The sequence below is a fragment of the Synechococcus sp. R70.1 genome (assembly GCF_047461675.1).
Classification (GTDB): Bacteria; Cyanobacteriota; Cyanobacteriia; order Thermostichales; family Thermostichaceae; genus Thermostichus.
On record NZ_JANSHR010000078.1, the window covers coordinates 79,777 to 92,622 of the forward strand.

A 12,846-nucleotide genomic window follows, 5' to 3' on the forward strand; every position below is an offset into this window, starting at 1 on the left:
TTACAGCCAACTTAGGCTAGAAGCCGGCTAGAGAAGGAGCTTAGGGACTCCCTCGTGCTAACCCAATCGAGGAGCAGAGCAGAATTTTTTGAACACAAAGGTAGCACTGAGATCATGCTAATGCTCTCCTAGCAAAGGTTGGGGCTGGGGTATCACTAGTTGCTTTGGAAGTAGGCCCGCATCACCTCGCGGAAGATCGGAGCTGCCCGGGATCCACCCCCGCCGCCACTGTTTTCTAGAAAAACCACGACCACCAACTCAGGCCGATCGTAGGGAGCGTAGCCGACAAACCAGGCGTGGGAGCGCCGCGGCGGATCCTCAGCGGTGCCAGTTTTGCCTGCTACGGGAGGAAAGCCTGGGCCCAGGTTGGCGTTGCCGCCGGTGCCGTAAACTACCACATCCCGCAACCCCTGCTGCAGGATCTGCAGGGTGGTAGGGGAGAGGCCCACCTTCTGTCGCAGGGGCACAGGGCTTTCCGGGATCACCTGCTGGGAGAGCAAGGGACGAACCCGCCAGCCACCGTTGGCTACCGCTGCCGTCACCACTGCCATCTGCAGCGGCGTGGCGGTGACAAATCCTTGCCCGATGGACATGTTGACCGTATCGCCCACATACCAGGACTCGCGCCAGTGGCGCTGTTTCCACGCGGCATCGGGCACCAGCCCAGCAGCTTCCCCTTTGAGGCCAATCCCGGTAGGCTGGCCTAACCCAAAGCGGCGCGACCATTCTTGCAAGGGGGCGGCCTTGGTGCCTAGAGCAATTTGGTAGAAAAAGGTGTCGCTGCTGTAGGCTATCGCCTGACGGTAGTTCAGCCGCCCGAAGCCGACGCGGTTCCATTCCCAGAAGCGCCACCCGCCTACGCTAATGTAGGGAGCCGTCTGCAGCACCGTATCGGGAGGGAAGACCCCCGATTCAATCCCGGCGGCAGTGGTGATGATTTTGTAGGTGCTAGCAGGGGGATAGGGCCGCAGGGCGCGGTTGAGGAAGGGAAAATCCTGCTTTTGCAGGCTCTCCCACTGCGCTTGGGTGATGCGGCCAGAAAAGAGGTTGGGATCAAAGGTGGGATAGCTGGCCATAGCCAGGATCGAGCCGTCGCGGGGATCCATGGCGACCACTGCTCCTTTCTGCTGGCCCAGGGCTCGCTCTGCCGCCTGCTGCAGTCGCACGTCCAGCGTCAGCTGCAGGGTTTTGCCCGGCTGAGGAGGCTGTTCGCCTAGCACCCGCAGCACCTTTCCCACGGCGTCCACCTCCACCTGGCGCCCACCCCCCTGGCCGCGCAGATGGCTCTCAAACAGTTCCTCCACCCCCATCAGGCCGACAATGTCCCCCAGGCGATAGCTGGGATCGGCTCGCAGCTGCTCTGGGGGGATCTCGCCGGTGTAGCCCAGCAGGTGAGCGGCCAAGCTGCCGTGGGGATAGAAGCGTACCGTCTCCGCCTCCACCATCACCCCTGGAAGTTCCCGGCTTCTCTCCTCCAGCCGAGTTACCACCTCGGGGCTGGCGTTGCGCAGGATGCGCACAGGGAATGGGGAGCGATAACCTGCTTGCTCCAGTTTTTGGGCAATTTCTTTGGCATCCAGGTTTAGGTACTGAGCCAGCTTGGGGATCGTCTCCTGCCAACCTTGCCGCGACTGCACCAACGGCCAGAGAAAGACCGAGTAGGACAGTTGACTACCGGCCAGCAACACGCCGTTGCGATCGACAATGCGTCCCCGCTCCGGCGGCTGGGGCAACAGGCGAATGCGGTTGGTGTCGGCCAACTGGCGGTAGTACTGGGCACGCACCAGTTGCAGGTAGGCCAGCCGCGATCCCAGTCCTCCCCACAGCAACCCGCTAGCCAGCAAGAGCAAGGCAAGGGCTCGATAGCCTTGGCCTACTGTTTTGGCCGGGGGGGATCCCAGGCAAGGGGGGCTAGGGGACGGCGGTGGGGGAAGGACTTGTCGCAGTACGGCCGGCTTGGAGTGGGGGGAAAACAAGGCTTGAGGCTTCCGCTCCCCTAAGGCGCTGGAGCTGGGCGGGGCAGGAGCAACAGGGTAAAGTTTGGCCATGAAAAACTGCCGGAAAAAGAATGGGAGCCGACCTTGGGGCCCGCTGATGCAGCTAGGCGGACAGCCTCAGCATCTACTCAGTATCTCTAGCTTTGACAGGCCTCGTCTAGGAAAAGCAAGGCACCGACTGCGCCAGGCAGCCTGGCTGATGCTGGGCAATGGCCTGCGCTTAGGGTTGTCTGGAGCCTATTTCGTCCTGTTGGCGCGGCTGTTGGGCCCAGAGGCATTTGGGGTGTTCTCCGCCATCTTGGCCTGCAGCAATCTAGCTGCCCCCTTTGGCTATTGGGGCCAGTCAGAGCTTCTGATCCAGCGCCTGAGCGGCCGAGGATCCGCAGCATCTGCCCAGGAGATCGCTCCCAGCTTGTGGCTGGTCGGACTGGGCTGCGGCGGGATAGTGCTGCTGTTAACACCTCTGCTGAGCCTTTGGCTGGTCGGGATCTCCCCCCTTGAGGTGGGCATCCTGCTGGGGAGCGACCTGCTGTTCATTGCCCTCCCCGAAGTGTACAGGGGGATCCTCATTGGGCAAGAGCAAGTTGCCGGGGTAGCCTTCATCGACACCGGCATGGCCCTAGGGCGGGTTAGCGCCGTGCTGCTGGCGATAGTTTTGGGCTGGGGATCCCTGACCCAATGGGCTATCCTCTACGGGCTAATGGTGTTGGCAGTGCTGGGGGCAATGAGCTGGAGGATGCGGCGGTGGTGCGCTCCTTCTCTTGCGGCTCTGGACTGGCAAGAGGTAGGGCCACGGCTGAGAGCAGGTTGGGACTTTGCCGTAGGGCTGGCTGCGGCAAAAACCTTCGCCGACCTAGACAAGCTGCTTTTGCCTCGCCTGGCCTCGAGCGCAACAGGGGGGCTCTACAGCGCCGCCTACCGGGTCATCAACTTCTCGCAAACGCCGATGATTGCGCTGCTCACTAGCCACTTTGCCGAGCTGTGCCGCCAGGGTCAGCAGGGCCTGCTGCAGGGCTGCCGCTACGCCCGCCAGCTTTTCCCCTGGGTGGTCGGCTATGGCAGCTTGGCTACTTTGGGGGTGGCCCTGGGATCCTACGGGATTCCTTGGCTGCTGGGATCCGCCTACCAAGAGACAGCTCTCATCCTGCGCTGGCTTAGTCCCGTCATTTTGCTAGAAGGGCTCCACCTGCTGCTGTCTCATCTGCTCACTGGCGCTGGCCTGCAAAAGCTGCGAAGCCGCCGACAACTGGCAGCCCTAGTCCTGAATGGAGCTTTGAACGGGATCTGGATCCCGGCGTGGGGGTGGCGAGGGGCAGCCCTGGCCACCTTGCTCTCGGAAGTGACCTTGGTGCTGGCTCTGCTGCTGCTAATCCGACAGGAATTGGGCCGCACCGCTGTCGCGAACGAGGACTAGAGGAAAGCCTTGGCCAGTTTGGCCGGGATCTCCTCAAGCGCAGCCACAACGGCCAGTTTGGGCAAGAGCCCTCCACCCCTAGCCCGATACCATAGCCTCAGAGTCGTTCCCCAGCCAAGAATGAGCAGATTCTCGGCAAGCCAGATCCCGCTTTTGGTTCTGTTTGGCCTGTTGCTCTTGGGCCTTTGGCCCACGCACGGGATGGGATCCCAGGAAACCCCTCTGCGGCTCCCGTTCCAGCCGACCGTGACCTACGGGGAAGGGTATGGAGAAGAGGCGGTGGCCCAGCAAGCCCAAAGTCGCTTTGCGCTAAAACTCTTCGATCACTTGCTCCGGCAGCAGCCGCGAGAGAACCTTTTTTTCTCCCCCTTGAGCATTCGCCTAGCCTTGAGCCTGCTGTACAACGGCGCTGCTGGAGAGACCCAAGCGGCAATGGCCAAGGTCCTGGAGGCCCAGGAACTCTCCCTCAATGAGTTGAACTGGACCACTGCTCAGATGGTGCGCTGGCTGGCGGAAAGATCGCAAACAGCAGGGCCAATCCAGGTGCAAATGGCCAACGGTCTTTGGGTCGATACCACCCTCACCTTGCGGCCTCCCTTTTTGCAAGCCCTGGCTACCTATTACCAAGCAGTGGCCAATCGGGTGGAGCTGGGATCCCCTCAAACGGTGCAGGCCATCAACCGTTGGGTAGCCGAGCGCACCCAGGGCAAGATTGACCGCCTTGTGGACCGCCTCGGCCGTGAAGACAGGATGGTTTTGCTCAACGCCATCTATTTCAGGGGAAAGTGGACCCAGCCCTTCGATCCGGCCCTGACAGAACCCCAGCCCTTCACCCGCCCGGATGGCAGCCGTGTCCAAGTGCCGATGATGGCCCAATCCGGCCGCTACGGCTACCGGGAGACCAAGCAGCTCCAGGTGGTGCGCCTGCCCTATGGGGAAGGGGAGCTGGCCCTGCTGATCCTGCTGCCGAAACCGGGAGTAAGCTTAGAAGCCCTGCGGCAGGAGCTCAGCCCAGAAACGTGGCAAGAATGGACGGGATCCCTGCCCACCCGCCCCGGCTCGGTGCGGATCCCCAAGCTTAAGCTGGCCTACGAGACCGATCTGGGGCCGGCTTTGCAGCAGTTGGGCCTGGGGATCGCCTTTTCCCGTCGGGCCGATTTCAGCCAGATGACCCCAGAGCCGACACGGGTCAGCAGAGTCTTGCACAAGGCGGCCCTCGAAGTCAACGAAGAGGGATCCGAGGCGGCAGCCGCCACCGGCGTGCTTGTCTCGCGCACCGCTCTCGACCGGCAAGAACCCTTCCAATTCGTAGCGGATCGCCCCTTCTGGTTGGCCATTGTGGCCTCGGGATCCGGCGGCAACCCGGCGGCTCAAACGCTGCTGTTTATGGGATCCGTAGTAGACCCGAAGTAGAGGCTACAACAGGGCTGGGAGGCTTTCCACAAGCAACTGAGCGCGGCTGGGGCGCCCCCACAGCACCTGCTCGTGCTTGTAGACCACCATTCCGGGGGGGGATCCCTTGGGCTTAAAGACGCATTTGGGGCGGGTATAGACCACAGGCACCTGCTCGCTGAAGCGGCCGCGGCTAAAATAGGCCGCCAAGTCGGCAGCCGCTTGGAGATCTTCGCTTTCGGCCACCGCCCCTGGAGGCAGGCGCAACAGCACATGGCTGCCCGGGATCTCCTGGGCATGGAACCACCAGTCCTGGTCTTGGGCGACGCGAAAGGTCAGCCGCTCATTTTGCCAGTTGTTGCGCCCCACCCAGATAGAAAAGCCACTGGGGCTAGTGAAGCGATAGGGGTTGAAGCTGGCTGAGGAGGCCCGCCTAGATCCCTCTAGCCGGCTGGGGCTTTCTAGGTAGCCTTGCTGAATCAGCTCCGCCTCAATTTCCTGGAGGACGGCCAAGTCCTGGGGCTCGCGGTAGGCTTCTAGCTGCTGCAGAGACGCTTCCACCTGCTCTAGGTAGCGGATCTCTTGCGCTACAGCTTCTAGCAAAGGTCGGACGGCCTCCTGGGCTCGCTTTTGTTTGCGGTGCTTGCGGTAGTAGGCCTGGGCGTTGAGAACAGCGTTTTTCTCCGGATCCAGGGGGATCTTGACCCTCTGGCCGCTGGCAAAATCCGGCAGCTCAATCGAGCTCAGCCCTGGCCGCCAGAGGTGGAGATGGGCCATGAGGAGATCGGCAGCCTGCTTGGAGGCTTCGGCCTGGGCCGAGTCGGCCAACATCTTCTCAAAGTGCTCGCGCCGCTGGCGGAGTTTTTTCAGCAGGGCAGCTAGCTTTTGCCCCAGACGCTGCCGCTCCCGCTCAAAGCGTTCGCGGTTGAGCTGGGCTTGGTAGTAGGTTTCTAGGAGCTGGTGCAAGTTGGGCTGAACGGGATCCCCGCTGGAGCCCCCCCAGCCGAGAACAGTGTACCCCTGGGGGGTGAGTGCCGGCTCAAACCGGCCTGTTTCCAGCCGAGCCAGCCAGTCCTGCCACCAAAAAAACAGGGCCTGCCACTCCTGGGGCGAGAGTTGGTTGCTGGGGGTTTGGGGTGGGATCCCGGCCTGCAGGCACATCGCCTCTGCCAAATGCCGGCTGAGGCCACGGTAGCCGCGCAGCAGCCGTTGACTGATGGGGCCAGGGATCAAGGCAAGGCGCTCCTGCCACTGGGAGAAGGGCTCGGCTTGGTGCGGGATGGGATCGCTGAGGGCAGGGGGAGCTTCGTAAAGTAGACCCGGCTGCACGGGGCGAACCCGCGACTGCCGCTCGCTGACCCCGTGGCCACAGGCCAAGATCACGCCCCCCTCGTCCACCAGGATGGCATTGCTGTACTTGCCCATGACTTCCAGATAAAGGTGGCGTTGGGGGGGATCCCCAGGGCGAGGGCCAAAGCGAAAGTCAATCACCCGCTCCCACTCGTCCAGCAGCGCCAGCTCTGTCAAGGCCAAGCCCCGCAGGTGCCGTTGCAGGTGTTGGCCAAATGGGAAGTCCTCTGCCTCCTTGGGGGGAGCCTGACAGAGGTGAACTCGGGCCGCCTGGGGATGCCAAGACAGGAGCAAGCAAGGCCGGGCCGTGAGGGTGCGTAGGCCAATCACCACTGTCCAGAGATCCGTCTGCTGGATCCACTCCACGCGGGCAGGCAGCAAGGGATCCCCGCCGGCCTCAGCCCGTTTGAGATCCGCCAGCACCGCCCGGAGGGTGGTCAGGTCAACCGGTTGCATCCCTGCTGCTCCTTAGGGCGAGCTAAAGTCTAGGCGCCCTGCCACCGCCAGCAGCTCAAAGCCGCAGGGAGAGAGGCGTCACCTACTCCTCATCCTCGCCCGCCTCGTCTAGATCCAAGAGCAGCGCACTAAGCTGATTGAAAAGAGCAGGAGAGTCCTCTGGATCCAGCAGGTAGGGATCCCCCTCGTCGGGCAGGGCGACGTAAATGAGCGGCGGCTCAAGGGGCGTAAAGACGCCGTACTGTTTGTCCTGGTGGAAGAAAGTAGCCAACAGTTGGAACTCCTGGGCTTCCTCCTCGCTTTCGCCCAGCTCAAACACATCTTCCTCTTCCACGGGGGGCAGCTCTCCCTGCACCGTCAGGATGTCAAAGCCGTTTTGCTGCAGGGTCAGGTTCAACTCCCCCAAAACCGCTTGGAGGGTGGGGAGAGCCGCCTGGAGCTCCTCGGGATCCGGCTCATCCAGGATCCCTTCCATCTCTGCATCTCCATTCTGCCCGGGCTCCTCCTCCCACACCAGCACTTTGATGACGGCATCCAGGGGGGTGGCCAAGGCATAGACCTGATCCTCAATGACCACCCGTCTTAGCACCTCGCACTTGAGAGGCTGGTTTTGCTCGTCGCGGAGCTCCAGGGTTTCGCAAGACTTAGCCATGGAAAACAGCCCAGATTGACATCCTCCCCACCCTCCTGGCTTGCCAAAGCCCACTGCCCACCCAGGCAAACCCGTAGCAGTAGGGCGAGGCTTCTTCTTGATTCTACTTGGACAACAGCTAGTTTAAGCTTGTTCCGTGGCGCCTTTTGGGTTCCATGCAGCCTGGCTCAGTTGTTCGCTTCCGCCACCGCGAGTGGGTGGTGCTCCCGGGGGATACCGAGGAAGTCCTGGTGCTCCGGCCCCTGACTGGCACCCCTGAGGAGGGGGTTCACGTCCACCGGCGGCTTATGCATCTGGTGGGAGGTACCCTGCCCTTTGAGCGGGTTACCCCTGCCTTATTTCCCCTGCCAAGCGCCAAGAATGTTTCCGACGCTACAAGCACTTACCTTCTCTGGCAGGCTGCCCGGCTGCCAACCAAAGGGAGGCGTTGGAACTCGACCGGTACAGGATTCGGGATCTCTTGGGGGCGCTAGCCAACAGCCGCACCGAGCTGCGCTCCCTGGGCCGCTCCCGCCAGGAGCACCTGGAGTGGCTGCGCCAGCTCATCGATCCCCGCTCGGAACTGGAGCGCCGCTTTCTGGAGACCCTCGCAGCAGGGGGTTATCGCCTTCCCGACGACGCTCAGAAAGCCATTGCCGATCCCCGCTGTGTTGTCGACTTCTTCTATGATCCCAACGTCTGCATCTTCTGTGATGGCGCTGTGCACGACCAGCTTCCCCAAGTGGAGCAGGATCACCAGATTCGAGCTCAGCTCCTGGGGCGGGGCTACCGGGTAATTGTCCTGCGCTACGACCAGGATCTGGGGGAGCAACTGGCTCGCTACCCCGAGGTGTTTGGCCAAGGCAACTAGTCTTGCTGGTGGGAAAACAGGTAGGCTCCCACCAGGGCCAGGATGGCCGCTAGGCCCGCTAGCACCACAACCGTGTACCAGGGGAACTGGGAGAGGGGCTGGTAGGCCGCCGCCCGCATGCCGATGCTGGCGTAGGAAAGGGGCAGGCAGTAGACCAAAACCTGCAGGTAGGTTGGCAACTGACTGGGATCGAAAAAGGTGGCCCCTAGGAAGGACATGGGTGTAATTAAAAAGTTGGTGAGCACGCCCACGCTCTCCAGGCTGGGCACCTTCAAGCCAGCGATGACCCCAATGCCGGCAAAGACGGCGCAATCCAAAAGCAGCACCAACAGCGCCAGGGGGTGAAGCAGGCCCCAGGCCCCTGTACCTAGCACCCCCACCGCCAAGACGCCCAAAGCCGTCAGCAAACCCCGGGCAATGCCGGCCAACACCTTGCCCAGGTGCAACGCCAGCGGATGCACAGGCAAAAGCAGCAACTCTTCAAAGCTTTTGGTAAATAGCCGCGCTCCACAGATGGAGAAGGTGGTGCCGGCAAAGCTAATGGTCATGGCGGAAAGCGCCACCATCCCCGGCAGAATAAAGCGCAGGTAGGAGCCGGCCGCCGTGGATCCCGCTATATCGGCCAGGGCTTCTGAGCGTAGGGATCCGCCCAGCCCCACCCCAAAGGCAACGATGTAGATAAGGGGGGCTACCAGCCCCGAGGCCACCACCTGCCAGACCCGCCCGCGCAGATCCAGCCAGTCGCGCCAGAAGATGGTTAAACTGTCTTCCCAGATTTGCCGATAGGGTAGGCTCAGGGCACGGCTGACCATAGGTTTTCCTTCCTATTTCTTGGTTTTCTGCCGCTACTGCCAACGGCTCGCTAATAGCCGTAGTAGTTGGAGCGGCGCGACCGCCACCAGGCCACCGGCAGCGCCAAGGCTTTGCCCAGCGTGGACACATAGGCGCGGGTGCGAAACACCTGGTAGTGGTTGCGCTCGATGGCGTTGAGAATCTGCCGGTAGAGCATCAACGAAGCCGCCACCGGCCAGCGGGAGTCCGGCTGCAGGGTGGGGATCCCCCGTTCCGCCTGGGCATAGAGCTCTCGAGCCCGCCGGATCTCGTAGTCCATGAGCGCCATCCAGCGCTCGTCGATGACGTGGTTAAACAGATCCCGCTCCGAGTAGTTGAAGCGGCGCAGATCTTCAAGGGGAATGTAGATCCGACCCCGACGGGCATCTTCCCCCACATCGCGCAAGATGTTGGTCAGTTGCATGGCAATCCCCAGGGCCACCGCCTCCTCGCGGCCATCCCGCCCTGGCACAAACCCCATGATCTCGGAGCACATCAGGCCCACTACCCCAGCCACGCGGTAGCAGTAGACCCGCAGCTCTTCCCAGGTGGCATAGCGCCGAATGTCCAGATCCATGCTCTGCCCCCGCAACATCTCGCGGAAGGGCTCAATGGAGAGGCGGTAGGTGCGGATGGTGTGGATAAGAGCCAGGTCAGTGGGGACTTGCGGCTCCCCCCCCTGGAACAGGGACTCCAGATGAGCTCCCCACTGCTCCAGCTTGCGGCGGGTGACTTCCACCTCTACTTGGCTGGCCTCTAGCCCATCCAACAGCTCGTCCGTTTGCCGCAGCCAAGCATAGATGGCCCAGATGGCCCGCCGTTTGGGTCGAGGCAGGAGTAGGGACCCCAAATAGAACGTCTTGGCGTGCTTAGCCGTGATCTGGCGGCAGAGGGCAAAGGACTGCTCAAGCGGACTCATTGGGCTCGTCTCCAGAGGCGCAGGGCCACATCTCAACACTATGGGAAGCTAGACCCCTGCCGGTGCCAAACGTGAGCAAGCAGCCGCTGGGGAGGGGATCCCTTTGTGGATAGCCTCAGCCGCCCACTTGCCGGAGAGGATGGCTCCCTCCATGCTGCCTAGGAAGGGCTGCAAGGTGTAGCTGCCGGCTAGGAAGAAGTTGGGAATGGGGGTAACTTGGGTGGGGCGGTACTGCTGCCGGCCTGGAGTAGCCTTGTAAACCGAGCGCGGGGTCTTCACCACCACCCATTTGCGCACCCGCGCCGGGTTGGGGCCGGTGAGATGCTGGGGAAAGAGTTTTTTCAGCTCCTCCAGGGTGGCGGCAAAGATCTCCTCGTCGCTGCGCTCGATCCATTCGGCAGCCGGGGCCAGCACCAGCTCCAGCATGGATCGGTGGGGATCGGCATAGGCGCGGCAGGTGTTGCTCATGTCGGCATACACGCTTAAGAGAGGCGAGCGGGAAAACAGGGAGTGGTCAATGTGAGTAATCTTGCGGTCAAACCAAATCTGCAGGCTGATCACCGGCACCCCTTCCAGCTCGCGCAGCTTTTGGAAAAAGGGGATCCCCCACCACTGAGCTGGCAGCAGCTCCTTGAGCGCATCCACCGAAAGGGCCGAGACGTAGGCATCGGCAGTTACCTGCAGGGGTCCGGAAGGAGTGACGACGCGAAAGCCGGCCACGCTGCCGTCAGGGTTGAGGTCAATCGCCTGCAGCGCCGCGTTCAAGTGCACCTGTCCGCCGTGGGCTACGATGTAGTCCACCATCGGCTGGCAGAGCCGCTCCGGCGGGGCACCGTCCAGGTAGGCAATCTTGGAGCCGTCTTTCTGGCGCAAAAAGCGGTTGAGGGCCGTCAAGGGCACCATGGCCGAGATCTCGTCCGGGTTGATAAACGCCAGCGCCTTGGAGACGGCGATGAAAATATCCGTGTTGACCCGCTCGTCAATGCCCTGCCGCCGCAGCCACTCCAGCAGAGTGTAGCGATCCATCTGCTCCACGTAGCGCTGGCCGCGCACCATGGCCGGCACCAACCCTAGGGCAAACCTCACCTTTTCGCTCCAGGTGAGCATGTCGTTGTTGCGCAGGATGGCCACAATGGCGTTGAAGGGGGCGGGAATGTCCGGCAGGTCAAAGCGGGAGTAGGTGCCCGGCTTGTCTGGCTGGTTGAAGATCAAGCTATGCTCCTTCCACTGCAGGCGATCCGAGATGCCCAGCTCCCGGAACAGTTGCAAGGTGTTGGGGTAGGCGCCGAAAAAGTTGTGCAGCCCCGTCTCGATCCAGTCGCCGTCGGCATCCTTCCAGGCGGCCACTAGCCCCCCCAGCACATCCCGCCGCTCAAAAAGCAGCGGCTGATGCCCAGCATCGCAGAGGTACTTGGCACAGGCCAGCCCTGCCAGCCCTCCCCCAGCAATGGCAACGCGCATGACGGTGACGCTCAAGCAACACTACCATTCTATTTGCAAACCGTTACAATTGCTGGCGGCTGCGAGAGCCCTGCTTTCCCGCCGGGATCCGATCCCTGGTAGGATACGGAAAAAATCCAGGGGGAGCGACAAAGATGGCCAAGCAAACACTGGGATCTCTGTTGTCATCTGGCTTTGATCTCAAAGGCAAGCGCGTACTGGTGCGAGTGGATTTCAACGTCCCTCTGGATCCTCAGGGCAACATCACTGACGACACTCGCATCCGCGCCTCCCTGCCCACCATCCAGGCCCTGGCCCAGGCAGGGGCCAAGGTCATCCTCACGAGTCACCTAGGCCGCCCCATCAAAAAAGACAAAGAGACTGGCGCTGTTCACATTACCCGCGAGGGCAACAGCCTAGCTCCTGTAGCCGTCCGCCTTGCCCAGCTTTTGGGCCAGCCGGTGGCCTTTGCCCCCGACTGCATTGGCCCTGAGGCCGAAGCGGTGGTGAACAACCTGGAAAACGGCCAGGTGGCCCTCTTGGAAAACGTTCGCTTTTACCCCGAAGAGGAAGCCAACGACCCAGAATTTGCCCGCAAGCTGGCCTCGCTGGCCGATCTATTCGTCAACGATGCCTTTGGCAGCGCCCACCGCGCCCATGCCTCTACTGCTGGCGTCACTGCCTACCTCCAGCCTGCTGTAGCTGGTTATCTCCTGGAAAAGGAGCTGCAGTTTCTTTCCGGCGCCATCGAGAATCCGCAGCGGCCCCTGGCGGCCATCATCGGCGGCTCCAAGGTCTCTACTAAGATTGGCGTCATCGAGCGGCTCTTGGAAAAAGTGGATAAGCTCCTCCTGGGTGGCGGCATGATTTTCACCTTCTACCAAGCCCAAGGGATTAAAACTGGCAAGTCTTTGGTGGAAACTGACAAGCTGGATCTAGCTCGCTCCCTGATGGAGAAAGCCAAAGCCCGGGGCGTCGAGCTGCTGCTGCCGGTGGATGTGGTGGTAGCCGATAAGTTTGACCCTGAAGCCAACGCCCAAACGGTTTCCATCCACGCCATCCCCGAAGACTGGATGGGCTTGGACATTGGCCCGGAATCGGTCAAAGCCTTCCAGGCTGCCCTACAGGGGTGCAAGACCGTAGTCTGGAACGGGCCGATGGGCGTCTTTGAATTTGACCGCTTTGCCGCAGGTACAGAAGCCATTGCCCGCACCCTGGCCGACCTCACCCAGGCCGGGGCCATCACCATCATTGGCGGCGGCGACTCGGTGGCGGCTGTGGAAAAAGCGGGCCTAGCGGACAAGATGACCCACATTTCCACGGGTGGCGGCGCCAGCCTGGAACTGCTTGAGGGCAAGGAGCTGCCTGGCATTGCTGCCCTCAGCGAAGCGTAGGTTCTGCGCAGCCCCTTAAAGGCAAAAAAGTGGGGGCTGGGCCCAGCCCCCACTTTTTTGGATCTGTCTCTTATAAACATATGACGCTGCCGCCGATAATCCTTGTGTTGATATAGGGGGTGGCCGTATAATTAAAAAAAAAAGGGGGGGG

General features: G+C 61.8%; 11 protein-coding genes. 5 read left to right on the forward strand and 6 right to left on the reverse strand.

The window, feature by feature from the left end:
- Nucleotides 1-155 precede the first annotated feature (155 nt).
- Nucleotides 156-2,048 (reverse strand): penicillin-binding protein 2, encoded by a 1,893-nt coding sequence (gene mrdA / locus NW807_RS09365; protein WP_414425926.1) that lies wholly within the window; start codon nt 2,046-2,048, stop codon nt 156-158.
- A 46-nt stretch (nt 2,049-2,094) separates the two neighbouring features.
- On the opposite strand from mrdA, the gene NW807_RS09370 reads away from it, so the two are divergent.
- Both NW807_RS09370 and NW807_RS09375 read left to right on the forward strand, forming a co-directional pair.
- Entirely contained in the window at nt 2,095-3,411 is a 1,317-nt protein-coding gene (locus NW807_RS09370; RefSeq protein ID WP_414425927.1) for a lipopolysaccharide biosynthesis protein, read from the forward strand.
- 120 nt (nt 3,412-3,531) lie between these two features.
- Nucleotides 3,532-4,824 carry a serpin family protein gene (locus NW807_RS09375; protein WP_414425928.1) on the forward strand — a complete coding sequence of 431 codons (1,293 nt, stop codon included), beginning with the start codon at nt 3,532-3,534 and terminating at the stop codon, nt 4,822-4,824.
- Between the two features lie 3 nt (nt 4,825-4,827).
- Here NW807_RS09375 and NW807_RS09380 read toward each other — a convergent pair whose 3' ends face one another.
- Nucleotides 4,828-6,609, reverse strand: coding sequence for an NFACT family protein (locus NW807_RS09380; protein ID WP_414405994.1), 1,782 nt, complete (start codon nt 6,607-6,609; stop codon nt 4,828-4,830).
- Nucleotides 6,610-6,691: 82 nt separating this feature from the next.
- Nucleotides 6,692-7,261, reverse strand: coding sequence for a DUF3727 domain-containing protein (locus tag NW807_RS09385; RefSeq protein ID WP_414412124.1), 570 nt, complete (start codon nt 7,259-7,261; stop codon nt 6,692-6,694).
- Nucleotides 7,262-7,416: 155 nt separating this feature from the next.
- On the opposite strand from NW807_RS09385, the gene NW807_RS09390 reads away from it, so the two are divergent.
- Both NW807_RS09390 and NW807_RS09395 read left to right on the forward strand, forming a co-directional pair.
- On the forward strand, nt 7,417-7,734 hold the full coding sequence (locus NW807_RS09390; protein WP_414425929.1) for a hypothetical protein: 318 nt from the start codon (nt 7,417-7,419) through the stop codon (nt 7,732-7,734).
- The gene (locus NW807_RS09395; RefSeq protein WP_414425930.1) at nt 7,689-8,111 is read left to right on the forward strand and encodes a hypothetical protein; all 423 of its coding nucleotides are present in this window, start codon (nt 7,689-7,691) and stop codon (nt 8,109-8,111) included. Before NW807_RS09390 ends, NW807_RS09395 begins: the two co-directional genes overlap by 46 nt.
- On the opposite strand, the gene NW807_RS09400 is transcribed toward NW807_RS09395, so the two are convergent.
- The 3 genes from NW807_RS09400 to pds are packed head-to-tail and all read right to left on the reverse strand — an operon-like array spanning nt 8,108 to nt 11,322.
- The gene (locus tag NW807_RS09400; protein WP_414425931.1) at nt 8,108-8,923 is read right to left on the reverse strand and encodes an ABC transporter permease; all 816 of its coding nucleotides are present in this window, start codon (nt 8,921-8,923) and stop codon (nt 8,108-8,110) included. The two genes, NW807_RS09395 and NW807_RS09400, sit on opposite strands and share 4 nt — an antisense overlap.
- A gap of 50 nt (nt 8,924-8,973) precedes the next feature.
- Nucleotides 8,974-9,861: a phytoene synthase gene (locus tag NW807_RS09405; RefSeq protein WP_414425932.1), complete on the reverse strand. Its 888-nt coding sequence runs from the start codon at nt 9,859-9,861 to the stop codon at nt 8,974-8,976.
- Between the two features lie 48 nt (nt 9,862-9,909).
- Nucleotides 9,910-11,322, reverse strand: a complete 1,413-nt coding sequence (gene pds / locus NW807_RS09410; RefSeq protein WP_414425935.1) for a 15-cis-phytoene desaturase — start codon at nt 11,320-11,322, stop codon at nt 9,910-9,912.
- A gap of 134 nt (nt 11,323-11,456) precedes the next feature.
- Here pds and NW807_RS09415 point away from each other — a divergent pair, with 134 nt between their 5' ends.
- Nucleotides 11,457-12,695, forward strand: a complete 1,239-nt coding sequence (locus NW807_RS09415) for a phosphoglycerate kinase (RefSeq protein WP_414393861.1) — start codon at nt 11,457-11,459, stop codon at nt 12,693-12,695.
- Nucleotides 12,696-12,846: the final 151 nt, after the last annotated feature.